At 62.2% G+C, this 24817-nt stretch carries 25 protein-coding genes, 1 rRNA gene and 1 pseudogene; 5 read left to right on the forward strand and 22 right to left on the reverse strand.

The annotated features are described in order from the left end of the window. Positions 1 to 369: 369 nt before the first annotated feature. A complete protein-coding gene (locus tag ACMO9O_RS07970) occupies positions 370 to 2388 on the reverse strand; it encodes a dipeptidyl-peptidase 3 family protein (RefSeq protein ID WP_418983334.1) in 2019 nt (672 codons plus the stop codon). Between the two features lie 467 nt (positions 2389 to 2855). After that, positions 2856 to 3107, reverse strand: coding sequence for a helix-turn-helix transcriptional regulator (locus ACMO9O_RS07975; RefSeq protein ID WP_418983335.1), 252 nt, complete (start codon positions 3105 to 3107; stop codon positions 2856 to 2858). Positions 3108 to 3483: 376 nt separating this feature from the next. Here ACMO9O_RS07975 and ACMO9O_RS07980 point away from each other — a divergent pair, with 376 nt between their 5' ends. After that, the gene (locus ACMO9O_RS07980) at positions 3484 to 4062 is read left to right on the forward strand and encodes a hypothetical protein (RefSeq protein WP_418983336.1); all 579 of its coding nucleotides are present in this window, start codon (positions 3484 to 3486) and stop codon (positions 4060 to 4062) included. A gap of 28 nt (positions 4063 to 4090) precedes the next feature. On the opposite strand, the gene ACMO9O_RS07985 is transcribed toward ACMO9O_RS07980, so the two are convergent. From ACMO9O_RS07985 to ACMO9O_RS08010, 6 genes are all read right to left on the reverse strand, one after another. Then, positions 4091 to 5053: a DUF2851 family protein gene (locus ACMO9O_RS07985; RefSeq protein ID WP_418983337.1), complete on the reverse strand. Its 963-nt coding sequence runs from the start codon at positions 5051 to 5053 to the stop codon at positions 4091 to 4093. A 1-nt stretch (position 5054) separates the two neighbouring features. Then, positions 5055 to 5375, reverse strand: a complete 321-nt coding sequence (locus tag ACMO9O_RS07990) for a metal-sulfur cluster assembly factor (protein ID WP_418983338.1) — start codon at positions 5373 to 5375, stop codon at positions 5055 to 5057. A gap of 1 nt (position 5376) precedes the next feature. After that, a complete protein-coding gene (locus tag ACMO9O_RS07995) occupies positions 5377 to 5802 on the reverse strand; it encodes a SufE family protein (protein WP_418983339.1) in 426 nt (141 codons plus the stop codon). Between the two features lie 13 nt (positions 5803 to 5815). Further along, positions 5816 to 7375: an alkaline phosphatase family protein gene (locus ACMO9O_RS08000; RefSeq protein WP_418983340.1), complete on the reverse strand. Its 1560-nt coding sequence runs from the start codon at positions 7373 to 7375 to the stop codon at positions 5816 to 5818. Positions 7376 to 7401: 26 nt separating this feature from the next. Then, complete coding sequence (locus ACMO9O_RS08005) at positions 7402 to 8367, reverse strand: GSCFA domain-containing protein (protein WP_418983341.1); 966 nt, start codon at positions 8365 to 8367, stop codon at positions 7402 to 7404. A gap of 368 nt (positions 8368 to 8735) precedes the next feature. Beyond that, positions 8736 to 9947, reverse strand: a complete 1212-nt coding sequence (locus ACMO9O_RS08010; protein ID WP_418983342.1) for an MFS transporter — start codon at positions 9945 to 9947, stop codon at positions 8736 to 8738. A gap of 242 nt (positions 9948 to 10189) precedes the next feature. Here ACMO9O_RS08010 and ACMO9O_RS08015 point away from each other — a divergent pair, with 242 nt between their 5' ends. After that, a complete protein-coding gene (locus ACMO9O_RS08015; protein WP_418983343.1) occupies positions 10190 to 11581 on the forward strand; it encodes an MFS transporter in 1392 nt (463 codons plus the stop codon). Between the two features lie 2 nt (positions 11582 to 11583). Here the strand turns inward: ACMO9O_RS08015 and ACMO9O_RS08020 are convergent, their stop codons facing one another. The 11 genes and pseudogenes from ACMO9O_RS08020 to ACMO9O_RS08070 form a co-directional block, all read right to left on the reverse strand. After that, positions 11584 to 12318, reverse strand: coding sequence for an energy-coupling factor ABC transporter ATP-binding protein (locus ACMO9O_RS08020; protein ID WP_418983344.1), 735 nt, complete (start codon positions 12316 to 12318; stop codon positions 11584 to 11586). Beyond that, on the reverse strand, positions 12315 to 13133 hold the full coding sequence (gene cbiQ / locus ACMO9O_RS08025) for a cobalt ECF transporter T component CbiQ (protein WP_418983345.1): 819 nt from the start codon (positions 13131 to 13133) through the stop codon (positions 12315 to 12317). Before cbiQ ends, ACMO9O_RS08020 begins: the two co-directional genes overlap by 4 nt. After that, complete coding sequence (locus ACMO9O_RS08030; protein WP_418983346.1) at positions 13130 to 14140, reverse strand: energy-coupling factor ABC transporter permease; 1011 nt, start codon at positions 14138 to 14140, stop codon at positions 13130 to 13132. The genes cbiQ and ACMO9O_RS08030 overlap by 4 nt, the downstream gene beginning before the upstream one ends. Positions 14141 to 14157: 17 nt before the next feature. Further along, positions 14158 to 15453 carry an urea transporter gene (gene yut / locus ACMO9O_RS08035; protein WP_418983347.1) on the reverse strand — a complete coding sequence of 432 codons (1296 nt, stop codon included), beginning with the start codon at positions 15451 to 15453 and terminating at the stop codon, positions 14158 to 14160. 28 nt (positions 15454 to 15481) lie between these two features. Continuing rightward, positions 15482 to 16399, reverse strand: a complete 918-nt coding sequence (locus ACMO9O_RS08040; protein ID WP_418983348.1) for an urease accessory protein UreD — start codon at positions 16397 to 16399, stop codon at positions 15482 to 15484. Continuing rightward, on the reverse strand, positions 16396 to 17049 hold the full coding sequence (gene ureG / locus ACMO9O_RS08045; protein ID WP_418983349.1) for an urease accessory protein UreG: 654 nt from the start codon (positions 17047 to 17049) through the stop codon (positions 16396 to 16398). The genes ACMO9O_RS08040 and ureG overlap by 4 nt, the downstream gene beginning before the upstream one ends. A gap of 70 nt (positions 17050 to 17119) precedes the next feature. After that, positions 17120 to 17812 carry an urease accessory protein UreF gene (locus ACMO9O_RS08050; protein ID WP_418983350.1) on the reverse strand — a complete coding sequence of 231 codons (693 nt, stop codon included), beginning with the start codon at positions 17810 to 17812 and terminating at the stop codon, positions 17120 to 17122. Between the two features lie 3 nt (positions 17813 to 17815). Then, a complete protein-coding gene (ureE, locus tag ACMO9O_RS08055) occupies positions 17816 to 18595 on the reverse strand; it encodes an urease accessory protein UreE (protein ID WP_418983351.1) in 780 nt (259 codons plus the stop codon). Between the two features lie 80 nt (positions 18596 to 18675). Beyond that, a complete protein-coding gene (locus ACMO9O_RS08060) occupies positions 18676 to 20394 on the reverse strand; it encodes an urease subunit alpha (protein ID WP_418983352.1) in 1719 nt (572 codons plus the stop codon). A gap of 147 nt (positions 20395 to 20541) precedes the next feature. After that, positions 20542 to 20832 (reverse strand): annotated as a pseudogene (locus tag ACMO9O_RS08065) (urease subunit beta); the annotation flags it as partial. A 187-nt stretch (positions 20833 to 21019) separates the two neighbouring features. Next, entirely contained in the window at positions 21020 to 21322 is a 303-nt protein-coding gene (locus ACMO9O_RS08070; protein ID WP_418983353.1) for an urease subunit gamma, read from the reverse strand. Positions 21323 to 21529: 207 nt separating this feature from the next. Between ACMO9O_RS08070 and crcB the strand changes: the two genes are divergently transcribed. Continuing rightward, complete coding sequence (gene crcB, locus ACMO9O_RS08075; protein WP_418983354.1) at positions 21530 to 21907, forward strand: fluoride efflux transporter CrcB; 378 nt, start codon at positions 21530 to 21532, stop codon at positions 21905 to 21907. A gap of 127 nt (positions 21908 to 22034) precedes the next feature. Here the strand turns inward: crcB and rplT are convergent, their stop codons facing one another. Further along, entirely contained in the window at positions 22035 to 22379 is a 345-nt protein-coding gene (rplT, locus tag ACMO9O_RS08080; protein WP_418983355.1) for a 50S ribosomal protein L20, read from the reverse strand. A gap of 88 nt (positions 22380 to 22467) precedes the next feature. Further along, positions 22468 to 22662 carry a 50S ribosomal protein L35 gene (gene rpmI, locus ACMO9O_RS08085; RefSeq protein WP_009598828.1) on the reverse strand — a complete coding sequence of 65 codons (195 nt, stop codon included), beginning with the start codon at positions 22660 to 22662 and terminating at the stop codon, positions 22468 to 22470. Between the two features lie 118 nt (positions 22663 to 22780). Here rpmI and ACMO9O_RS08090 point away from each other — a divergent pair, with 118 nt between their 5' ends. Continuing rightward, positions 22781 to 23443, forward strand: a complete 663-nt coding sequence (locus ACMO9O_RS08090) for an MgtC/SapB family protein (protein ID WP_418983356.1) — start codon at positions 22781 to 22783, stop codon at positions 23441 to 23443. Here the strand turns inward: ACMO9O_RS08090 and ACMO9O_RS08095 are convergent. Next, entirely contained in the window at positions 23440 to 24069 is a 630-nt protein-coding gene (locus tag ACMO9O_RS08095) for a YiiX/YebB-like N1pC/P60 family cysteine hydrolase (RefSeq protein ID WP_418983357.1), read from the reverse strand. The two genes, ACMO9O_RS08090 and ACMO9O_RS08095, sit on opposite strands and share 4 nt — an antisense overlap. Before the next feature lie 636 nt (positions 24070 to 24705). Between ACMO9O_RS08095 and ACMO9O_RS08100 the strand changes: the two genes are divergently transcribed. Beyond that, positions 24706 to 24817 (forward strand): 16S ribosomal RNA (locus ACMO9O_RS08100); the annotation flags it as partial.

Consider the following 24817-nt stretch of genomic DNA (forward strand, 5'->3'; position numbering starts at 1 on the left):
GCTCCGAAGAGCGGGTCAGAAATCCGAAAGCAATTCGGGGCTGCGGAGCAACCGGCACTCGGAACAGACCGACTGTGAGGCCCAATCGTTCGTCTGCAGCCGTCTTATTTCGGACCGGAACCCGTCTCCTCGAACTGACATTTATTGCCTTGGACCGAAACCCGTCTCCCGGGGCCGAAACCGTCTCCCCGAGCTGAAACCTATTTCCTTGGACCGGAACCCGTCTCCTGGGATCAAACCTGTCTCTTCGGACTGAAACTCGTCTCCCCGGATTGACCATCTACCGGACCGGAGCCTGTTTCCCGGGATTGAAAACAAAAAGAGCACCCCGCTACCGGGATGCTCTTTTTTCATGCCTTGCGCCGCGCGTCAGTTGACGTTGGGCAGGTAGGAGTAATTCTTCGAGTAGTTCAGCATCTGCTCGACGTAGTTGGCCGGGTAAGTGATCTTCACATCGACGACCTTGCCGTCCCGCTCCACCAGTTCGAATTCGGGATTGACGAAACCGCCGTAAGGCTCGATCCCCAGCGCATAGTAGCGGTCGCGCACCTCGGCGTGCAGCTCGGGGTCGACCGTAACGGCATACTGTTCCACCAATGCCTTGCCGGCCTCGTAGTCGCCCTCCGACTTGATGCGCTGCACCTCGTGCAGCAGCTCACCGAACAGCCCCCGCAGCTTGTCGAAGTCGTTGACCACCACGTAGGTCTTGCCGTTTTCGGTCACCCACTCGATCACGTTGTCGGCCTTGCCGTGCTCGTAGCACCACTCGCAGATCAGTTTGCGGTTGCGCATGTGCGACTCCTCGACGTTCTTGCCCGGCTCGATGCGCGCCAGCTGGGTCATCATGCCATTGAGAATGTATTTGGCGTAACCGGCCTTCGCCACGTCGAGTGACGGGATCAGGCCCAGCTCCACCAGCTTTTCGTCGCCCAGGTAGTAAAGTCCGAACAGGTCGGCGCGCGCCTCTTCGAGCGTCGAACCGTAGCTCTTCAGCTCGCCGCCCTTCACGCCCGGAGCCAACTGGCCCGAACCGTGGCCCAGACACTCGTGCAGGTCGGTATGCAGGTCGTCGGCCAGCTTGCCGTATCGATCCATCCGCTCGCGGTCCTCGGCGCGCAGCACGAACTCCTCATTGAAGCCGTTGCCGTGGGCCGCCATATCGTAGGCATAGGTGATGTTGTCGATGGTCACCGACTTCGAACCGTACTCCTTGCGGATCCAGTCGGCATTCGGCAGGTTGATGCCGATCGGGGTTGCCGGGTAGCAGTCGCCCCCGAGCATGGCCACCGTGATGACCTTGGCCGAGACGCCCCGCACCTGCTTCTTGCGGTATTCGGGCGCCACGGGCGAGTGGTCCTCGAACCACTGTGCGTTGTCCGAGATCACCTCGGTTCGATGGCACGCCTCCGTGTCCATGAAATTGACGTTGGACTCCCACGACGCCTTGCGGCCCAGCGGATCGCCGTAGTCCTCGATGAAACCGTTTACGAAATCGACGTACGAAACGGTATCCTTCACCCAAAGAATATTGTAGCGGTCGAACTCCTTCAGATCGCCCGTTTTATAGTAGTTCACCAGTGCGGCGATGGTCGAGCGCTGCGGCTCTTCGGCCACAGCCTGCGCCTTTTCCAGCCAATAGACGATGCGCTCGATGGCCGGGGAATACATGCCGCCCACCTTCCATACGCGCTCCTTCAACACGCCGTTCTCCTTGACCAGCTGCGAGTTCAGCCCGTAGGAGATCGGTTCGGGATTGTGCGCATCCGCGGCGGCCATCGCCCCGTAGAACTGCTCGGCTTCGGCCTGCGTAACCCCCTCGTAATAGTTGCTCGACGAGGTGGCGATCAGGTCGTCGCCCGCCCTTTGGTTCAGCCGCGTGCGGTAGAGCGCAGGGTCGAAGATCGCCTTGCACACCTCGCCGCGCAGGGCGTTCAGCTCGCCGAAACGCTCCTCGGGGATGGTCTCGATCACGTCGAGCAGATAGCCCTCCGAAAACTCGGGCACGAACTTGTCGTTGGAGTAGTGGTGGTGGATGCCGTTGGCGAACCAAACCTTCTTGAGGTACTTCTCCAACGCCTGCCACTCGGGCGCGGTGCGGTCGCCCGCATAGTTTTCATAGACGGTCTCCAGCGTGCGGCGGATGGCCAAATTATACTTGAAATTCTGGTCGAAGAGAATGTCGCGGCCGCATTTGGCGGCTTCGGCGAGGTAGTAGATCAGCTCTTTCTGCTCGAGCGGCAGGGCCTCGAAGCCCGGCACTTCGTAGCGAATCACCTTGATGTCGTCGAAACGGTCGACAACCCAGGGCGCTTCGGTTTGCTGCGAGCCGCAACAGGAAGTCATGGCGGTAGTGATCAGACACATGGAAATAGCAATGCTTGTTTTCATAGGTTTGGGTGTTATCTTAGGACAAAGATAGTGCAAGCCGAGCGCAAAATCAAGCGAATGCTTGAATTTTGCCGAGGCGCAGCCTGTCTAAGCGGAACGCAAAGTAGTGCAAGACGAGCGCAAAATCAAGCGAATGCTTGAATTTTGTCGAGGCGCAGCCTGTCTAAGCGGAACGCAAAGTAGTGCAAGGCGAGCGCAAAAATCAAGCGAATGCTTGAATTTTGTCGAGGCGCAGCCTGTCTAAGCGGAACGCAAAGTAGTGTTCGGTCAGAGACCAAACCGCGTTGTTTTGTATTCGACCTTTAGGTCGGTCGAAATGCGCGTTGTCCTTTCTCGACCTTTGGGTCGGCGGGCCGCAGCTTCGGCAGCTGAGGCCCGCTCGATCGCGTGCCCCGCAGGCTGCGCCCCACCTAACCATAATAAAAGAAAAAGCGGAAAGAAAACTCTTTCCGCATGGAATCGCCGGATTACTCTTTCGGGGGATAATTCATTGGAGCAAAAAATTCATCGAGGGTAATTCCGTAAAATTTACAGATGATTGAAATAGTGGTTAGATTTGGAAAATTCGCCCCCGTTTCGAGATTGGCAATATCAATTTCCGTTCCTGCGTTCAAATCTTCCTGAGAGTGGTGGTGCAATTCACGCAATCCTTTAACTCGCAGAATTACATTTCGCAATAAAATTTCATCCCGCCTTTGCTTTTTTCTTGCTTTGCTCATATAACAAAGAAAAGGAGAGGTGAAAAAAAATATAATTGAACATGTTCAAGTATTCGGAAAAATATTATATCTTTGAGCAAGATTAAATGAAAAGTAAAAATTATGCTACCTTTGCATTTGTATAATTCGGCATAGCCGAAAGACATTTAGAGCAAGCAACTCTTTATACCGCACCAGAAAAATTAGGAACTTTTCTTATCAGAGGTATAAATGTTGCCAGCCCTTGTTTTGTTCCGTTCGGAAACGGACGGAACTTGCAAGGGCGCGGTACATTTTCTGATGGGGTCTCCTAATACCTTCTGGTCAATGTTATCCGCGTCCCTTGCTTTTTTTATGCCTTGACGGGACGCTATCCATCACCCCAATCATTCCCGTTATGACCGCAGAACAAAGTATCGACAGGGTTGCCTTAAAAGCCTTTCTGGCAGAAGCCGAGCGGCTCGCGCACCCGATTTACACCCTCCTGTCCGGCCTTCCGAAAGCGAATTTTCACCTGCTTCGTTTCTACGAGGGGGACCGTGCTCCGAAGATTTGGGAGTATGACGAAGAGCGGAACCGATTTACCGTGGCGGAGTTCCTGACGCACTACGACGATTTCCACCCGCACGATTCGTTCGGCATCTGCTTCGCGGTACATCTGGACCGGATCGACAGCAACCGGGCCGACGACTACGCGGATTGTCTCTGCATCGACATGCAGGAGGGAGCGACCGTGCGGATGCTGGAGGAGTATCTGGACCGTTTTCTGGAGAATTATTGCGAGAGGTGCATGCGCGATAACCGTCCGTTCGAACTGACGGAGCAGACAATCGCCGCGTATGGTTTCACAGCGGAGGATGTGGCGATGCTGCAACCGCGGGTAGAGCGGTTCAACGAAGTTCTAAGGCGACGGATTCGGGCCGAGTACGAAGCGCTCGCACAGCTGGATTTTATCCGCGCGGAAACTGCTGTTTGATCCGGGGCGTCCGCCGCGGACGCGGATGTCAGCGCCCGCCCTTCGCCGCTTCGTGCAGGATACGCCGCCCCACGGGGCATTCGTCGCAGCGTCGGCGGGCGCAGTACTCGGTGGAGAGCTGCAAGAGTGCCTGCGACTCGAAGGCATTGACCGGAGCGAGGCCCGACGCATTGTGCCAGGCGCGCATGTAGCGGTTCTGCTCGGGGGCGAGCCGTTCGAGGAGCGTCAGGGCACTGTCGCGCAGCCGCTCGTTGCCCGTATAGCCGCCGTAGGCGAACTGGAGGACGGCGACGAGGTTGATGCCGATCATGTCGGCTTTGAAATTGCCGATCCGCTTGGGTCGCTCGTCGCCCTCGGCGCCCGGGATATAATGCGTATGCCAGTAGCCGGGCGCTTCGATGCGGAAGAGCTGCCGGATGTCTCCCTCCGTGCGGCAGTTCATGGCACGATCCATCACGAACTCGTCCTGCGCGAAGAACTCCGCGGCCTGCGCCAGCCGCAGCACGGGGTGGTTGGCCGGACGGATATTGACCAGATCCCACGCCTCGGCCTCCATCGGTTCGAGGGTGTATTTGGCCGCGAGGTGCTCGAACGCACGCCGCAGATCGAGCGTATAGACGTCGTGCCGGTAGAGCTCCAGCAGCCCCGACGCACCCAGCAGCATCGCCTCGACGGCGTGGGGCGCGAGCCGCTCGCGCAGCACGTGCTTGTAGGGTACGCGGCGGGCGAGCGTGAGGAACGCCTCCTGGTTGCGGCTGTCGCCCAAGGTGCGGAAATAGAGCAGGTAAAAGGTCTGATTCCAGTTGCCGGCGGCCTCCTCATAGAGCGTTTCGACCATGCGCATCTTGCGGCTGAGGCGGTCGAACGCGAGCGCCGTGAAGAGTTCGCTGCGCCGGAGCGGATCCAGCCCGCCGAGGAAGCCCCCGCAGGCGCACTCCCCGGCTCCGGCCCGCAGCCGGTCGAGCATCCGCTTCGACAGCGCGTCGTCCATCTCAGAAGAGGTTGAGTTCCAGCAGCGCCTCTTCGGACATCATGCTCTTGTCCCATACGGGGTCGAACGTCAGAATGACGTTCACCGACTTCACCCCCTTGACCTTGCCGACCTGCTGGTTGACGTCCTCGACGAGCATATCGGCCATCGGGCAGTTGGGCGCCGTAAGGGTCATGCGGATGGTGGCCACGCCGTCGGGCGTATAGTCGATCTCGTAAATGAGGCCCAGGTCGTAGATGTTGACCGGAATTTCCGGATCGTATATGTTTTTGAGCGTCAGGACGATCTCTTTTTCGACCTGCAAAATCTCTTCGGGTGTCATGCTATTGCTTGCTTTTATCCGTGTTGGCGAAGGCCAGCGCATAGAGCCGCATCTGCTTGATCATTGCCAGCAGCCCGTTGGCCCGCGTGGGGGAGAGGTTGGCTCCCAAGCCGATGGCGTCAATGAAGTAAAGCTCCGTATCGAGTATCTCCTGCGGCGTGCGGCCGTTCAGTACGCGTATCAATAACGCGATGATGCCCTTGGTTATTATGGCGTCGCTGTCGGCCGTGTAGTAGACCTTGCCCGCGTCGAGCCGCGCGTCGACCCAGACGCGCGACTGGCAGCCCTGGATCAGGTACTGCTCGGTGCGGTGTGCGGCGTCGATGGGCGGCAGCGTTTCGGCCAGCCCGATCAGGTAGTCGTACTTGTCGAGCCAGTCGTCGAATACGGAGAACTCTTCGATAATCTCCTCTTGTATCTTGTCCATAACGATAGTGTGTTTACAGATCGACGATTTCGGGCAGCGTCTCGCCGTCCGAGGCGGCGGGTTCCGTCACGCCCGCGGCCCGTGCGAGGGTCGGGGCTACCGCGGTCATGTCCACGCGCCGCCCGATGCGCTGCGGACCCACGCCCGTGCCGTAGAAGACGAGGGGAACCTGCGTGTCGTAGCCGTACATCGAACCCGATGCGGAGACGCAGCGGTCGCGCTCCTCGATCCAGCCGGGCATCAGGTTGATCACCACGTCGCCCGAACGGCGGGGATAGAAGCTGTTCTGCATGCGCCGGGCGTAGCCGCTGCCGAAGTAGCTCGTGCGCATGGCCGTGGCCGCCAGCGCGTGCGACACGCCCGTGAACTGCATGGCGAAGATGGCCACCTCGTTCTGCACGTCCGAGAGGTCGAGTCCCCGTTCGTAGATCAGGTTGTGGTTGAGCCACACGCATTTGTCCGCGTAGCCCAGCACCCACTTGCCCACGCCGTAGCGCACGTTGAGAAAGCCGTTGACGATCACCTCGAACTGGCGGCCGTTGAACCGGTCGGCCTCCTGCGGACCGCTGTCGAAAGAGGGGCTGGTCCCGTGGTCGGAGGTGAAGACCACCAGCACTTCGCCGTTGCGCACCTGCGCGAATACGAACGTGAGGAAGTCCGCCAGGTCGCGGTCAAGGCGGTAGAGCGCATCCTCAGCCTCGACCGATTCCGGCCCATACGCCTCGGCGATGCGGCGCGAGGCGTCGAGGCAGACATTCAGCAGGTCCGGTGTGGCATCGTCGCCCAGCCGGTACTGCGCGATCGCCTGCTTGGCGAAGCCCAGCACAGCGGTGTTGCCCGCCGGAGTGTAGAGCATCCGTTCGTAGTCGGAGGCGGGTTTCAGACGGCCTGCGCCCGTCAAGTCTTTTTCCTTGCGGTTCTTGCCCGCCAGAGCGATGTCCCAGTGGCGGGTGTTGCGGTAGCGGTCCCGCTCGAGCAGCGTGCGCCACTCGGCGGCCACGTACGAGAGGTTGTAGCGCTCGCGGTTGCTGCGCGCCACCCATTCGGGCACGTCGGCGGCATACGCCGGCGAGGTGGTCCAGCCGCACCGCTCGTCGAGCCAAAAGCACGCCCCGCCGCGTCCCGCCGTCACGATGGCCGAGACGGACTCGGCGGCGATGGTCACGGCGCGGCTGCCGGGGGCGTGCTGGAGGAGAGTTTCGGCCAGCGTCGGCGCGATCAAATTTGTCGGGGAGGGATTGTCGCCCTCGATCAGTTCGACCGTCCGGTTGGAGGTGTAGTCCATCCAGCGGGAACCGACCACGCCGTGCGTCGAGGGCATGGCCCCCGTCGAGAGGGTCGCCAGCGAGACGGGGGTGGTGGTCTGCTGGTAGTCGTAACGGCTGTCGGTGTAGACCGTGCCGCCCTCCGTGAGGCGGCGCAAACCCCCTTCGCCGAAGTTGTCGGCGTAGCGCGTGAGGTCTTCGGCGCGCATCGAACCGACGACGATCTGCACGATCAGGCGGGGTTCGGCGGCATGGGTTGCAAGGGCCGCCAGAGCGGCTATGGCGAACAGGAGCAGTTTGCGTTTCATGTTGCGAAAAAGCGTAGACCGCAAATTTACGAATTTATTTCGAGACATCGGCGGAAATAGGCGGTTTCGGCCACAAAATCGATGCCCCGCAGGGCGGCGATCCGCTCCAGCTGCCGCCGGCAGAACACCCGGTGGGCCTCGCTCAGCGGGTTGCGGGGGCGGTGTGCGGCGGCCGCCACGATCGCCTCCACCTCGCCCAGCACGGCTCGGGTCTCGTCGGAGAGGAGTGCGTCGGCGAACTTCTCCCAGATGTAGGCGACGGCCTGCGGCGAGGGGTGGACCAGATCGTCGGCATAAAAACGGTAGTCGCGCAGATCGTCGTTGACGATCTCAAAGGCCGGAAAGTAGTGAATGTTCGCGTGCGTTTCTGCCAGCTCCTCGGCTGCGAGCCGCAGCACGGCTTTCGACAGGGCGTTGCCCTCCAGACCGTCGCCCAGGTGGCGGACGGGGCTGACCGAAAGGATGATCTGCTTGTCGGCAAGCGGCCCTGCGAGCAGCGCGGCGAAGGTGTCGACGATCTCCCCGACGCCCAGCCTGCGCCGCCGGAACTCCACCGCGGGCTGCTTATGGCAGTTAGCCACCACCGCACCCTGCCGCTCGAAGGCCCATGCCGTGCCGAAAGTCACCAGAACGCGGTCCGCGGCGGACAGGACATCGGCTCCGGCCTGCCGGGCGGCGTTCATGCGGCGGAGCGCTTCGTCCGGGGTCAGGGCGGAGAAATCGCCGTGGAAGCCGTAGTGGAACCACACCTCCCCGTCCGTGTGCAGTTCATCGCGCCGGACCGGAACGCGCGCGGCGTAGTTGCCGAGCGCTTCGGCGATGGAGAGCGGGTTGAAGAGAATGCCGGTGGGATTCGTTGCGATGCGGAAGCGGGCTGCGGACAGCCGTCCGGCGATATGCTCGGCGAAACACGAGCCGAGCGCCAGCAGGCGGTTCCCGTAACCGATGCGGACATCGAAGGGGGCGATCTGAATTTCGGTGCGGAATTTCATGCCCCAAAAATAGCAAATTCTTCCGGAAGATGGTCGACAAAACAGTATCGGGCGTCGGTTATATTTTTGAAATTCCGCCGGATGGTCGTAATGGACGGTTCGTATCTCTTAAAACCACACGAGCGAAATTCGTATCGCGCTGTTTTCGACCGTTTAGGTCGGCGGACCGAAATTTACGTTGTTCCGTTTCCGGCCGTCATGTCGGAGGCTGAAATCGCGTCGTCCTGTTTTCGACCGTTTAGGTCGGCGGGCCGCAGCCTCTCGGCGGCGGGGGGCCGCTTGGTTGCGTTCCTCTCCAGGCTGCGTCCTCAAGAGGATGGTTACATTCGCGTTCTGCGCAGGCTGCACCCCTTACTCGAATGTTGAACCTACCGGCTGTCCTGCCGGTCGAGCGCCATCACGCGCGGGATGAAGAATCCGGCCAGTCCGAGCAGCACGATCACCGATCCGGAGAGGATGAACGACGTGGTAAGTCCTACCTGCTCGGCCAGAAAGCCCGTCCCCAGCAGACCGATGGCCGAGGGAAGCAGTCCGACGCTGAAGTAGATCGAGAGCACGCGCCCGAGCACCGCCGGGGCGATGCGGGTTTGCACGACCGATAGGAACGAGGCGTTGAAGATTCCGCCTGCGACCCCCTCGGCAGCCGTCAGAACGGTGAACCAGCCGAATGCCGCCGGGGAGAGCAGTCCCGAGAGGGCGAACGAGAGGCCGACGGCGACGTTCATCAGGCAGATCAGTGCGACGCGGTTGACCCGGTAACGGCGCAGGCTCATCACCGCGCCGCCCACCAGCGAACCGCCGCCCCAGACGATCTCAATCAGGCTCATCTCGAACGTGCCGCCCCCGAAGTGCTGCAAGGTCATCAGCGGGAACATCACCCCCACGGGCATGAGGAAGAAGAGCACGAGGATCGAGAGCGTGAACAACCACGCCAGTCCGGGTACGGACCCGATGGCCGACAGCCCTTCGCGGAATTCGCGCCACAGGTCGGGCTTCAGCCCGCTCGGGGCGGGGCGGGGGATATGGACGAAAGCCAGCGTGGTACAGGCGATGGCCGCTCCGGCCACGTCGAGCAGCAGGATGTTGCCGATGGAGGTCCATGCCAGAAGCAGCGCTCCGAGCGCCGGACCGGCGATGTTCGAAAGTGAGGCGATCATCTGGTTGACCCCCGCGATGCGCGTAAGCTGCTCTTCGGGTGCGAGCAGCGGCACGGAGGCCTGCATGGCGGGCATGTGGAACGCCGAGCCCGCCGAGCGGCAGGCCAGCAGGGCATAGATGTGCCACAGTTCCGCCACGCCCAATCGGAACAGGACGGCCAGTAGCAGGGTGCACAGAGCGATAAATGTGTCGGCCAGAATCATGGTCCGCTTGCGGTCCCAGCGGTCGATGTAGACGCCCACGACAAGTCCCAGAAGCGACTGCGGCAGCATGCCCGCGATGGCGGCCACGGCTAGCACCTCGGCCGATCCGGTCTCGATGCTCATCCAGAAGATCACGGCATAGCCGACCACCGAACTGCTCAGGATCGAGGCCAGCTGTCCGCTCCAGATGACGGCAAAGGTATGTTTCCAGCTTTTCATGCGATAGGGGGACGGTGCAACAACGGGACCGCGCGTGCGCCCGAATCGCGCGGATACGGCGGGGCGCAAAGATAGTGAAATTTTGCCGATATTCCAACGCAGGCCCGGGGACCGCTTTTTGGAGCGTATCTCGGGCTTCTTCCTCTCTCCCGGCACGTGCGGCGCAAGCTCCGGGCGGGTCGCATGGTATGTTTTTTGACGTTCCGGAAAGGATGCCGAGCGGCGGTGAAAAGAAGTAAGAGATGGACGGGAAAACGGTGAATATGGATACGATGCCCCTGCGATGGGGCCACTACCGGGTGCTGATCGTCGCTTCGCTGGGGCAGGTGGCCGGCGCGGCGCTGGCGACGCTGGTCGGGGTGATCCTGCCTATGCTGCAAATCGTGCTCCACCCCGAACTTTCGTCGTTGGAGCAGGGATTGATCGCCTGTACGAGCCTGGTCGGCATCATGGTCGGTTCGCTCCTGTTCGGCGCGTGGAGCGACCGGCGGGGTTACCTGCTGTTGTTCCGGCTCTGCCCGCTGCTGGTGCTCGCCGCGGCGCTCTTCGCTTTTCTGACCGATAGCCTTTGGGGGCTTGTCATCGGGCTTTTCGCCATGGGGCTGGGCATCGGCGGCGAATACAGCCTCGATTCGGACTACATCTCCGAGATCATGCCCCGCCGCTGGAAGCTGCTGATGGTGGGCGTGGCCAAAGCCGCCTCCTCGGTGGGGAATATTGCGGCGGCGGCCCTCTGCTTCTTTCTGCTCCGGGCGTGGCACGATCCGCACCGCTGGAACTACCTGCTGCTGATCGTCGCGGCGCTCGCGTTGTTGATGTTCCTGCTGCGCATCCGTTTCGCCCAAAGCCCCGGATGGCTCCTGGCCCACGAAAAGGATAAGGAGGCCGAGCAGGCCGTGCGTCGTTTGCTTGGACCGGACGTTGAGGTGGGCGAAATCCGCAACCGTCCCCGCAAAAAGCAGATGCAGACCGTCGGCTGGCGCGACCTGTTCCGGGGCGAAAATGTCAAACGGGTGCTGTTCAGCGGGATTCCGTGGGCCTGCGAGGGGCTGGGCGTCTATGGCATCGGGGTGTTTCTGCCCGTGCTGGTGCTGGCGCTTGGCCTGGAAACGGCCTCGGAGGGGGCGTTCGAGCGGATCATCGGTTCGGTGGAGACGACCACTTATATCAATCTTTTTATCCTGCCCGGTTTCGTGCTGGGCCTGCTGCTGGTCAACCGCTGGTGGCATGTGCGCACGCAGACTTTGGGGTTCGCCCTCTGTGCCGTCGGGCTGGCGCTGCTGCTGGCAGCCTACCGGCTTCACTGGCCCGTATGGATCGCCGTGGCCGGGTTCATGCTCTTCGAACTGTTCCTAAACGCTGGACCGCACCTGATGACCTTCATCATTCCGCCGCAAATCTACTCCGTGGCCGAGCGCGGCGCGGGCGCGGGGCTGGCCGCGTCGTTCGGCAAACTGGGCGCCGTGCTGGGGGTGCTGTTCGTGCCGATGCTCCTTGCGTGGGGCGGCGCGACGCTCGTGCTGGCGGTGACCATCGCCGTTCACCTGCTGGGTGCGCTCGTCACGGCCGTCGTGGGCCGCGAGGTGCTGCCCGACCGCCGCAAATACGGCAATCCCGAGATTCGCCGCGACTGATCTTATCCCGTCCTCATCCGGCAGGGCTGCTCCAGCCCGCACGCTTCCAGCAGTTCGCGGTCGCGGAACAGGCGCTCGGTGAGTCCGTCGGCGACGATCTCGCCCTCTTTCATAATCAGCATGCGCGGGCATAGCTCCGCCGCCAGCTCCATATCGTGCGTGGCGATCAGGGTCGTGTGGGTGAAGCGACGGATGAGGTCGATCGTCTGCCGCCGGGCGCGGGGGTCGAGGTTGGAGGTGGGTTCGTCCATCACCAGCACCGACGGCTGCATGGCGAGCACCGTGGCGATCGAAACGCTCTTCTTCTGTCCGCCCGAGAGCTGGTAGGGGGCGCATTTGCGCAGGTGCAGCGCGCCGACCGCCCGGAGCGCTTCGGCGACCCGCTCTTCGATCTCCCCGGAGGTAAGGCCCATGTTGGCGGGTCCGAAAGCGACGTCCTCCTCGACCGTGGGCATGAAGAGCTGGTTGTCGGGGTCCTGGAAGACCAGGCCGACGGCCTGCCGGACTATCGGCAGCGTTCGGCGCGTGAGCGTGATGCCGCCCATCACCACCCGTCCGTCGGTCGGCAGGAGCAGTCCGTTGGTGTGGAGCAGGAGGGTCGATTTGCCCGCGCCGTTCATCCCCACCAGCGCGGCCTTCTCGCCGTGGGTCAGCTCGAACGAGATGCCCCGCAGCGCCTCGTACCCGCCGGGGTAGCGGTAACGGACCTGCTCGAAACGGAGGAAATGGTGGCTCATAGGCGGGGTGCGATCAGCGATGCGAGCGATTCGACGGGGTGGTAAAGACGCAGCAGCAGCAATGCCGTGCTGCCCGCCGCAAGGAATGCCGTGTCGCGTGTCCGCCACGCCGTCTGCATGCCCAGCCCCTCGGGAATACGGCCCGTGAAGCCGCGGGCGAGCATCGCCCGGCCGATCAGCTCGGCCCGGTTGAAGGTGCGGACGAGCAGCTGCCCGACGAGCGTCCCCCACGTGCGGAGCGGGTAGGCCCTGCGGCCGAAGCTGCGCGCATCGCGTGCCCGCGTGAGCTGGAGCGCTTCGCGGATCAGCACGTAGGTGTAGCGGTAGACGAATAGCAGCTGCGTGGTGAAGACCGACGGCACGCCGAGGCGCTGCATGCTGCGGCAGAGGCGGTAGTAACCCGTCGTGGCGATCAGCAGCAGGAGCGCCTGTACCGACAGAAGTCCGCGCACGACGATCGAAAGAAAGGTGATCCACCCGCGCGTGAGCACCAGCGGACCGATCCCCAGGGCGGGTTCCCGGTCGTAGAGAAGGTTGAACACCCCGATGAAGGCGACCAGCGGCAGCACGATCAGCGAGCGGCGGAAGAGCGGCCCGTAGCGCAGCCCGCCCGCGGCGCCCCCGACGATGGGAAAAAGGAAGTAGAGCAGCAGCTCGGAGAGGCGGGTGAGCGGCACGGAGAGCATCGTCGTGAGGAAACCCACGGTCAGCAGGAGTTTCGCCCGCGCGTCGATCCGGTGGAGCGGACTTTGCGCCTCGGCGCTCCGTTCGAGGGCGTCCAGCTCCGCGAGCACGTATGCCAGCTTCCCGCTCATGGTTTCTGCCCGGCCCGGAAGAGGCAGGCGGCTCCGAAGACGACAGCCAGGATCGCCCCGCTGCCGATCACCCCTGCCAGGGTGGTGTTGTAGTCGGGCATCAGCGCCGTCCGCTCCTGAAGGGCGGCCGCCATGCGGTGCGCACCGTCCGGCCCCGCTTCCAGTTCGGCCGTTCCTGCGGTTTTGCCGACCGACCATTCCAGCCCGTCGGGGTCCGACGAGGCGAGCCACGTGAACGATGCACCCAGCAGCAGGGCCGCCGCGGCGATCACCGCCAGCGCACGACCCGGCCGGCGGCGGACGGGTTTCGTTTGTTGGCGGACGGCGACGAGCAGCTCGGGCTTGTAGCGACGCACGACGTTGATGACCGCCGCCGTGGCCAGCCCCTCGCCGATGCCGATGAAGAGGTGGATCGGGAGCATGAATCCCAGAAAACGCCCGAGGGGCAGCGCCGTGATGCCCGACGCCTCGGTTTCGAGCGTGACGGCCACGGCTCCCAGCTCCAGCGCCGCGACGCTCGCCAGCAGCGAAGCCGCCGCAATGCGGCCGGGCGTCGCACCCGGCCGCATCAGCGGTCGGAAGATCAGCGGATAGGCCACCAGCGTGGAGAGCACCGCCATGTTGAGGATGTTGCAGCCGAGCGCCATGAAGCCCCCATCGGCGAAGAGCAGGCATTGGATGACCAGCACCGAGGTGAGCGTCAGCAGCGCCGCCCACGGACCCAGCATGGCCGCGAGCAGGATGCCGCCGACCAGGTGGCCGCTCGATCCGGTTCCCGGAATGGCGAAATTGATCATCTGGGCCGCGAAGACGAAAGCGCCCATCACCCCCATCAGGGGGACCAGGTGTTCGTCGGGACCTGCCGGAACGTCATCGACCGTACCCGAGCCTGCCGAGCCGGGTACTCGTTGTCCGCGGCGGAGCTTGCGGACCGCCGTGCCCAGCAGAACGAGCGAGACGGCTCCTGCGGCGAGCGCCACCGGCGGGGAGACCAAAGCGTCGGACATGTGCATGGCGGCGGGTATCAGCGGTTTTTATCCGTAGGCGTTCGCTTCTCCTCGCGCTCGGAGGAGCGGTCGCCCGTTACCGGAATCTCCTGCGCGGGTGCTCCCTTGCCGGAGCGGTCGGCCTTGTCGGCGTGCGGCTTCTGCGTGTCCGACTGCACGAGGGTCGTATCGGGACGGGCCATCGTGGTATCGACCGGCGCGGAGGCGCTCTTTTCGCTTGTGCTCTTTTCGCTTGCCGGCTTGGAGGCGGCGGGACCGTCGCCTGGTTTATCGCTCGGGGAGGGCAGGTCGTCGGGCTGCGGCAGGTGCGTCTTGTTGGCCGGGTCCCAGTTGGAGTGGTCGGGCTTCGGCTCGTCGTCGAAGCGGATCAGCGGCAGCAGGAACAGCCACGTGGTGATGCAGAACGGTCCGGTCAGGGTCGCCAGCCCCACGGGCGCGAGCAGTACGTTCATGCCGGCCTGAATGAAGACCGTCACCGCGATGCCCAGCAAGGCCCATACGGCCGAGCGCTTGTTGGGCTTGTAGAAGACCGTGGCCAGCGCGATGGCCGTCAGCACGGGGCTGAAGCCGTAGAGACCGTTGGCGATGTCGTAACCCGAAGCCCTGAAAATCAGGGCGAGGAACAGCGCCAGCGCCGAGCCGATGGCAGCCCACAATGCCGCCCAGCGGTTGCAGAGGGCCAGTCCGATCAGAAAGAGCAGCCCCGTAACCCACGAATCGATCAGAAACACCTGAGCGATACCCTTGAACCAGTAAACGATCAGATGGCCGAAATGGATGTTCTCGGCCGAGGAGAAGAACTCCGGCAGCGCGGGTGCGGCCATGTGCGTCGGCGGCATGCCGTGCATGGCGCGGGCGGCCAGCAGGAACATCCACGTGCAGAAGACGAACGGGAAGGTGAACGAATTGACCTTCCAGGGGGCCATCACGTTGTTGAAGCCGGTGCGCACCCACGTCGTGAGTGCCGCGCAAAGGATCAGCGCCAGCCACATCCAGACGGTGTTGCCCATAAACGTGGGGAAGGCGCAGCCGACCAGCACGCCGTTGAAGCCCCAAAGCCCCTGCGCGCCGTCGCGGTCGGGGAAGCGGAGCAGATAGCCCGTCAGCGTGGAGACCGCCACACCGACCAGCGCGCCCCACGCCACGATGCCCATGTGCTCGGCGTAGGCGCCCCAGAAGATGCCGATGATGAACAGCAGCCCCGTCCAGGCGCTGTTTTGGAACATCACCTGCCCTGTACCGCGGAGCAGGATTTTGAGGAAGTCGAGCGAGAAGAAGTTCGGCCGCTCGGATGTTGCGAGTGTGTTTGTCATGGTTGCAAAGTTTTTATGATACGTTTTTTCAGCGCCAGGGAAACTCGTCGGGCAGGGGCCGCTGCTTGACCGCGAGGCGCACCGAGGAGCAGAAGCGGCGGACGAGCCGCTTCACCGGCTCCGTCTCTTCGCCCAGCACCTTATAGAGCAGTCCGCAGCCGTTGGGCAGGCGGGTGATGCCCGCCGCCAGCCGTTGTTCAGGGTTGATGAATGCCTCGGTGGCGGCGTAGATGCGCTCGGCGTGCTGCGCAGGGGTCAGGACGATGACGTTGGCGAAAACGTCGTAGCCGTTCATCGCCCCGAGCGTGTCGGGGGTGACCTGGCCGGGTCGGATGATGAACTTTTCGCGGAAAAGCTCCTCACCGTCCGGGCGTTCGGCATGGGTCGAGACCGAGAGAATGTCGTAGCGGAACCGCTCGCCGCAGTCGAAATACTTGCGGCCGCTCATGTAGATCTCCGCATAGAAGAGCGTCGCCGTGGGGTCGATGCGGATGCACGTGTCGCAGATGAATCGCGTGTGGCGGCAGGGGATCGTCGGCTCGGGCAGGAACTCCAGATAGGCGTCGCGCCCCAGGGAGAAGGTCTGCGTGAGGCCCGAGAAGTTGTGGCGCATCTCGGCGAGTTTGGTGGCCGCGCCCGTCGAAAGGTGGGCGTAGGCGTTGTCGCGGACGACGAAGTGCTGCTCGTAGCGGTCACCGTCGACGTTGGGACCGCCCGAAGAGAGGATGTAGACGCACGGCATCTCGGGCATCGCCTCGTCGAAGTAAAGCTCCTGCTGGACGATCAGCGGTACACGCCGCTCCCAGTCGCGCATGATCGACTTGCCGTCGGGGTCGAGTTCGAACCCCAGAAAGAGGTAACCGACCTTGCCGGGACTGCCTACGGGCATGGCCGGCGGTTGGGCCAGATAGGGAGCCATCTCCCGGGCTGCGGAAAAATTCGTCATCGGGCGGCTTGCTGAGCGGTTTGTTTCGTTTCGTCGAGGTCGAAGAGGGCCATGCGGCGGATCAGCGTCACCAGCTCTTCGATGCCCTCGCCGGTCATGCAGTTGGTGAAGACGAACGGTTTGCCCGGCCGCATCACCTCCGAGTCGCAGCGCATGACCTCCAGATCGGCGTGCACGTAGGGGGCCAGGTCGGTCTTGTTGATGACCAGTATGTCCGACTGCGAGATGCCGGGACCGTCCTTGCGCGGAATCTTGTCGCCCGCGGCCACGTCGATCACATAGATGAAGAAGTCGACCAGCGCGGGGCTGAAAGTGAGCGTCAGGTTGTCGCCGCCCGACTCGATCAGCACGATCTCTCCGTCGGGAAAGCGCGCCTCCATCTCCTCGACGGCGGCGATGTTCATCGAGGGGTCCTCGCGCACGGCGGTGTGGGGGCAGGCGCCCGTCTCCACGCCGATGATGCGCTCCTCGACCAGCACGCCCCGCAGCATCTTGCGGACGTGCTTGGCGTCTTCGGTGGTCACCACGTCGTTGGTGATGATCAGCACTTTGTACCCCATCTCCAACAGGCGCGGGGTGATCGCCTCGATCAGGGCGGTTTTGCCGGAGCCGACGGGGCCTCCGATTCCGATTCTACAGGTATTGCTCATGGTTTTGTTCGGTGGTTTGTCTGTTTTCAGGCGCTGCGGACGCCTGCCGGGGCGTCGCGCGCCTCGACGGTCAGTTCATAAAAAGGCGTTTCGACCCCTTCTCGTGCAGCGAGGCGAGGATGTCGGCCTGCGGGGTGAAGGTGTACATCTCCTGAGGAGTCATCTCCCGGGCCTCGCGGTAGAGCGCCTCCACGCTCCCCGCCGCGCGGAAAAGGATGCGCTGCGTGTCGAAGTGGGAGACGCGCACGCACCGCAGCGCGGCGCTGAGGATCATGTTGACCACGCCGTACTGGTGCGAGCAGAAAAGCTCCTCCTCCCCGATGCCGCAGGCGGCGAAGACGATGCCCTGCGCCACGGGGTAGCAGCCGGGCGTTAGGTCGGCGTCGATCTCTTCGAGCCACCGCGCGACGGTTTCGTCCGCGAAGATGTGTTTCGAAAGCTCGGCCAGCTTCTTGCCCATGCGGCGGGTCATCAGCCGCGCCTCGTCGTTCATCTTGCTGCGGAGCAGCTGCCGGTCGGTCTCGCGGACGGCCGGGTAGTCTTCGCGGCGGTAGCTGCGCCAGGCGTTGAGCGCCGCCACGCCGTCGGTGAAGGCGGCCTGTCGGGCGATGTCCTGCGTGTAGGCCTCCAGCGTGGCCGCATCGTGCACCAGCCCCTGTTCGGCAGCGGTTTCGAGGCCGTTGGAGAAGGAGAAGGTCCCGACCGGAAAGGCCGAGTCGGTGAACTCCAGCAGCCGCATCAGCGTGATTGCGTTCCGGGTCATGGGCTAACGGTTGGATGCGTAACGGGGTTCCTGCGCCGGGCGTTCGGGTGAGGACGGGTGCGCGCGCTCCGCTTCGGCGGCGCGCTCCTGATCGTGGCGGTGGTCGCGGTCGTGGACGTGCTCGTGCCCGTCGGAAAGATCGTTTTCGTGGGGGTGCTCGTGTCCGTCGGAAAGATCGTTTTCGTGGGAGTGCTCGTGCTGCCCTGTCGGATGGTCGTGCGTCTGCGGATGATGGTGGTGCACGTCGCTGTCGGGACCCGTGCCGCCGAACAGGCGCCGGATTTCATGGGGCGCGAGGTAGGGGATGATTTGGGAGCCGGGCTGGAACGAGCAGTCGATCTCTTCGAAGCGGTGGGTGCGCATGACGCTCTCCATCACCTTTCGGTCCACTGTGAGCGGTACGTAGACCTTCGTTCCCTTCACTACGGCGGGCCAGTGCTGGTTGCCGATGGCGTGGCCCAGCTCCACCGCCGTGCGAACGATCGTCTCCGGGTCGTGCCGGACGAGCGACCGCAGGTCGATGACCAGCACGTCGTTGAGCCGGATGCGGATAGCCACGATCGTGTTGCGGTCGGGGTCGTTCTCGAGCACGTCGCCGTCGAGCAGCTGCGCATGGCGTTTGAGCGCCACGGCGTATTCGTTGTCGCGGTCGCTGCGCGTTACGAAACGGCTTTTCTGGGCCGTCCACTGGTCGAGATCGAGGTACTCCACGCGGGCCGTCTCGGCCCGCTGCCGCCACTCGGGCGTGCGCAGATTGCCGATGATTTCGGTGTAGATTTTCATTCGTTCGGTATTTTCTACATGCGTTTTCAATACCGGGGGCAGGCCCTTGCGGACATGCCCCCGGATGGAAATGAGGGTTCTCAGCTGAACCAGTAGAGCTGGCTGAGCGGAAATTCCTGGGCGGGCTTGACGTAGGCGCGAACGCCGTCCACCAGCACGTCGAACGTCTCGGGGTTGACCTCGATCTGCGGCAGGCCGCAGTTGCGGACCATGTCGTACTTGGTCAGCTGGCGCGTACGGCGGACGGGAGCGACCATGCGCTGAAGCCCCAGCCGCTCGCGGATACCGCTTTCGTAGGCGGCGTTGGAGACGAACGAAAGGCACGTCTCGGGCAGCGCGCGGCCGAAAGCACCGAACATCGGACGGTAGTAGCAGGGCTGCGGCGTCGGCAGCGAAGCGTTGGGATCGCCCATGTTCGACCAGTTGATCAGACCGCCCTTGATGACCATCTTGGGCTTGGCGCCGAAGAACTGCGGCTCCCAGAGCACCAGGTCGGCGACCTTGCCCTTCTGGATCGAACCGAGGTAGTCCGAAACGCCGTAGGTGACAGCCGGGTTGATCGTGATCTTGGCCAGATAGCGCAGCACGCGGAAGTTGTCGTTGCCTTCGGCGTCCTCTGCCAGCTTGCCCACGGCGTTCTTCATGTAGGAGGCCATCTGGAACGAGCGCATGAACGATTCGCCGATGCGGCCCATGGCCTGCGAGTCGGACGAAACCATCGACAGCACGCCCAGGTCGTGCAGCACGTTCTCGGCAGCCTGCGTTTCGGGACGCACGCGGCTCTCGGCGAACGCCACGTCCGAGGGAATCTTCGGATTGAGGTTGTGGCACACCATGATCATGTCGAACAGCTCGGCCTGCGAGTTGATGCCGAACGGCAGGGTGGGGTTGGTCGACGAGGGGAGCACGTAGGGCATCGACGCCACCTTCAGCAGGTCGGGTGCGTGGCCGCCGCCCGCACCCTCGGTGTGGTAGGTGTGGATGGTGCGTCCGTCCATCGCGGCGATTGTGTCCTCGACATAGCCGCTCTCGTTGAGCGTGTCGGTGTGGATGGCCACCTGCACGTCGTAGCGGTCGGCGACGCCCAGTGCGGCGCGGATCGCGGCCGGGGTCGAGCCCCAGTCCTCGTGGATCTTCAGACCGCAGGCTCCCGCCTCGATCTGCTCCTCGAGCGGCTGGTTGACCGAGCAGTTGCCCTTGCCCAGCAGGCCGACGTTGACGGGAAGCCCCTCCAGCGACTGGAGGATGTGTTCGATGTTCCAGCGCCCCGAAGTGATGGTCGTGCCGTTGCTGCCGTCGGTCGGACCCACGCCGCCGCCGAACAGGGTGGTGATGCCGTTGCTAAGGCAGGCGTAGGCCTGCTGCGGGGAGATCATGTGCACGTGCCCGTCGATGCCGGCGGCCGTCAGAATGAGGTGCTCGCCCGAGATGGCGTCGGTCGCCGTGCTGGTGACCAGATCGGGGTGAACGCCCTTCATGATGTTGGGGTTGCCCGCCTTGCCGATGCCGGCGATCTTGCCGTCCTTGACGCCTACGTCGGCCTTGACCACACCCAGGATGGGGTCGAGGACCGTGACGTTGGTGATGACCAGATCGAGCGAACCCTCCTTCGAGGTCATCGTGTTGGCCAGCCCCATGCCGTCGCGGATGGTCTTGCCGCCGCCGTAGACGACTTCGTCGCCCAGTTCGCGCAGGTCTTTCTCGATTTCGACATAGAGGTCGGTGTTGCCCAGGCGGATCTTGTCGCCCGTGGTGGGACCGAAGAGGTTGTTGTATTCCTGACGTGAAATAGTTGCCATAATTCGCTATTTTTTCGTGTTTTCACTCTGTTTCATAGCGGCCTCGGCATCTTTTTCCGAAATGACCCTGAAGCCTGCGTGCCGGACCTTGCGCAGCGCGCGCAGACGGGCGGGGAAATAGGTCGGAGCATCCTCGTCGCCGGTGTAGCCCATCACCAGCCCGTTGAAGCCGATCACGCGGCGCTTGCCCGAATAGGTCACCAGTTCGACCTGCTTCTGATCGCCCGGCTCGAAGCGTACGGCCGTCGTGGCGGGGATGTTCAGGTGGCAGCCGAAAGCGGCGTCGCGGTCGAATTCGAGGTAGCGGTTCACCTCGAAGAAATGGAAGTGCGAACCCACCTGGATGGGGCGGTCGCCCGTGTTGCGGACCGCAAGGCGGACGGTGCGGCGGCCTTTGTTGTATTCGATCGGATCGCTGCAAAGGATCTCGCCGCCCACGGCAACGCCCTGCTGCGGCGCGAATCCGGGTTTGTTCGGATAAAGACCGGCCCCTTGCTGCTGCGACGGCTGCTGTTGTTGCTGCTGCTGTTGTTGCGACTGCTCGGACGGCTGCTGCGGCTGGTGCTGCTGCGGCTGCCCGGCAGGGGCGGAATTGGTTGTGCTCATAGTGATTGCGTTTTAATGGTTACTTGATGGGATGGTGGATGCTCACCAGGCGCGACCCGTCGGTGAATACGGCTTCGACCTGCAGCAGGTCGATCATGTCGGCCACGCCCTCCATGACGTCGCTCTTCGTGAGCACGCTGGCCGCGCCCTTCATCACCTCCTCCACGGTTTTTCCTTCCCGCGCTCCCTCCAGAGCCGTGGAGGTGATGTAGGCCACGGCTTCGGGATAATTGAGTTTCAGTCCCTTCTTCATGCGACGTTCGGCGATCAGGCCGAGGGAAAGCAACATCAACTTGTCGATCTCTTTCGGTGTCAAATGCATAGTGTGATTGTTTTGATTGGTTACGAGACGGTCGCCGTTTGCGGAAGATGGTCCCGAAGCGCTTCCGTAAACGACCGCTTCTCGCTTCCATAGCGGCAAAGAATATGCCACGGAAGCGAAACGCACGGGTCGATCCATAGCGGATGCGGGTGGCATCATATTTGGAAAAATCCTTTTCCGTTCCAAAACCTTAAATTCGGATAGCTTATGTTCAAAGCGATGATCATTGCGGGCCTCGGCGGCTTCATCGGCACGTGCCTGCGCTTCCTCACGGGGAAGTTCGCCCACTTCGTATGCGCTTCGGCCTTTCCCTGGGGGACCTTTGCGGTCAACGTCATCGGCAGTTTCGTGATCGGCATCTTCTTCGGCATGGCCGAGAAGACCCACCTGATCTCACCCTCGATGAACGTCTTTCTGATCACGGGATTCTGCGGCGGTTTCACCACCTTCTCCTCCTTCGCCGACGACATGTACCTGCTCCTGCAGCAGAAACACTGGCTCTACTTCGGCCTCTACGTGGGGCTGAGCTTCGTGCTGGGGCTGCTGCTCGTCTGGCTGGGACGCTCGCTGGTCAAGACGGCCTGACCGCGCTCCGCAAGGGGTACAAAAAGAACAGGCGGGGTTCTTCTGTTGAAGAACCCCGCCTGGAGTGCGGTCGCAGCTGCCGGTTTCCCGGGCGTCACGACCTGACGGCCGCCGGAGCGGCCGCCGGCTATTTAACTGCGTTGACGATTGCCTCGAATGCCTTCGGCTCGTTCATCGCCAGGTCGGCCAGAACCTTGCGGTTCAGGGCGATACCCTTCGAATTGAGCTTGCCGATGAATTGCGAATAGGTCATTCCCTGCGCGCGGACGGCGGCATTGATACGCGTGATCCAAAGCGAACGGAACGTCCTCTTCTTGAGCTGGCGGTGTGCATAGGCGTAGCACAGGCCCTTTTCGACCGTATTTTTCGCAACGGTCCAAACGTTTCCCCTTGAACCAAAGTTACCTTTGGCAAGTTTCAAAACTTTCTTCCTTCTTGCGCGTGACGCAACAGCATTGACTGAACGTGGCATAATGGTAAGTTTTTGAGCGCGCAGCGACGCGGTTCTCCCGCGTTCTTCGGGGCTGCTCTGCCCTGATTAATGATTTTCCGCGGGTCGGCTATTTGACCAGCAGGTTCTTGATTTTGGCCTCATCGGCCGCCGAAACGGTTCCCGAATAGCAGAGGTTGCGTTTCTGTTTAGTCGTCTTTTTGGTCAGGATGTGACTGTGATAAGCGTGTTTGCGCTTGATCTTTCCTGTGCCGGTGAAGGTAAAACGCTTCTTCGCAGCGGCATTGGTTTTCATTTTCGGCATTGTCGTAAACAGTTAATTAGTTAAACATAGCCCGCAAAGATATGAAAAATTCCGGACAGTGCAATCGTTCGGGGCATATTTTGTGTTATCTTTACCTTCGGAAAACAAAACGGACGAGATGGAGTGGAACCTGATCCTGCGATTGTGCGTGGCCGGACTGTGCGGAACGGTCATCGGGCTGGACCGCGAGTACCGCGTCAAGGACGCCGGATTCCGCACGCACTTTCTGGTGGCGCTGGGCAGCGCCCTGATTATGACCGTATCGCAGTACGGTTTCGCCGACATTCTGACGCACCCCGGCGTGGGGCTGGACCCCAGCCGTATTGCCGCGCAGGTGGTGAGCGGCATCGGCTTCATCGGAGCCGGTACGATCATCATCCACCGGCAGCTGGTGCGGGGCCTGACCACCGCCGCGAGCTTGTGGGCCACGGCGGGCATCGGTCTGGCCGCGGGGGCGCACATGTTCATCGTGGCGGGAGCCGCGACGCTGCTGACGCTCTTCGGGCTGGAGGCGCTTTCGCTCGTCTTCGGCAAGCTGGGACGGCGCCGCACGCTGATTGTCTTCTCGGCCCCCAACAAGAAGCTGATCGACCGCATGTTCAGCAGTCTGCAAACCAAGGATTACTCGGTGCTCTCCTACGAGGTCGAGACCCAGCGCGGAGCCGGAGGCGTGCTCTACCGCGCCACGCTGGTCATCAGCGCCCGGGGATCGGCCGACGTGGAGGCTTACGTCGCCCTGCTGCGCGAGGAGCCGGACATCACCGTCGAGCGCATCGTCTAAAACCAGCGGCCGACCTCTTCGAGGCACGCCTCGCACGCCATATCGTTGGGGTTGGTCCCCGGCACGTCCTGCGGGACGGGTTCGCCCAGCCTTTCGAACAGCTCCGTCCAGTAGGCCGGCATCGTACCGTCCGCAGCGCGGAAATTCATCGGACGCGCGGTAAAACGGGGCGAACCGTCCGGTGCGAGGTAATTCGCGTGGACCAGTTCGCTGCAATAGTACTTCCCGTTGTCGGGACGGAAGGAGTAGTCGTAGGGCAGCCCCACGCAGCGGCGCGCCCGCTCGACGGCCGCAGCGACGCCCGCGGTGTCCCGCAGCCGCATCGCCACCACGGCCGGACGCCCGCCGATCCGCTCCGCGCTCGCCAGAAATTGCTCCAGCGCACATAGCCGCACGCCGCCCTGCGCGGTGGCCTCCAGCACCGAATCAGCGCCCCGGCCGGCAATTGCGATGGCGACGTGCGTATAATTCAACGCCCCTTGCTCACCGGTGGCTGCCGCAATCGCCCCGGCCATCTCCGACCTGCCGCCCGCCTCGAAGAGCAGATCGCCCGTCCTCAGACGGGGCGTATTCCGGCCGCAGGAGAGGACCGAAAAGAGAATACCTATATATAATAAAGCGCGCATCGTTTCGTTAATTACCCGACGCTGCAAAGATAGTCCATGCCCCACGCCGATGCAAGCGTTGGAAGGGATAAGAGATTTTAAAATTTTTTCACAACTAAGTCGCTGACTGCGAACGGGGTGCGAAAAGCGGGTCGGAAACGGCAAAAAAAAGTCCGGAAAATATTTGGAAATATCGCGCCGTTGCCCTTATCTTTGCATCCGCTTCGAGAGAGAAACACGCCTCGAAACACAATAAAAACGGTTCTGAAAAAGTTTTGAAAAAAGTTCTCTGAATCTTTTGGAGATTCCGAAATTTGACTTACCTTTGCACCCGCTTCGAATGGGAAATACGGTTCGAAACGGTAACAAAATAGGTTCTGAAAAATTTTTGAAAAGATTCTTTCGAAAAGATTTGGTGGTTCGAAAAATTTGTTTTACCTTTGCACCACTTTCCGCTGAAAAACAGCGGGATAGAACCGGGGGAAGGCCGCAGGCCCGATCCGCAGAAATTAAGAAAGTGTTCTTTATAGCAATATAACTGAACAGCGTTCTTTGAAGTATTTGAGCAGCTAAAGTTTTTTATCCACTCTCGCAAGAGGGTGATTTCAAACAATACCTTTGAGATTTGAGCGAAAGATTTATAACAAAACATTTTATACAATGGAGAGTTTGATCCTGGCTCAGGATGAACGCTAGCGGCAGGCTTAACACATGCAAGTCGAGGGGCAGCACGAAGTAGCAATACTTTGGTGGCGACCGGCGCACGGGT

The sequence above is a fragment of the Alistipes sp. genome (genome assembly GCF_048465635.1).
Lineage (GTDB): Bacteria > Bacteroidota > Bacteroidia > Bacteroidales > Rikenellaceae > Alistipes.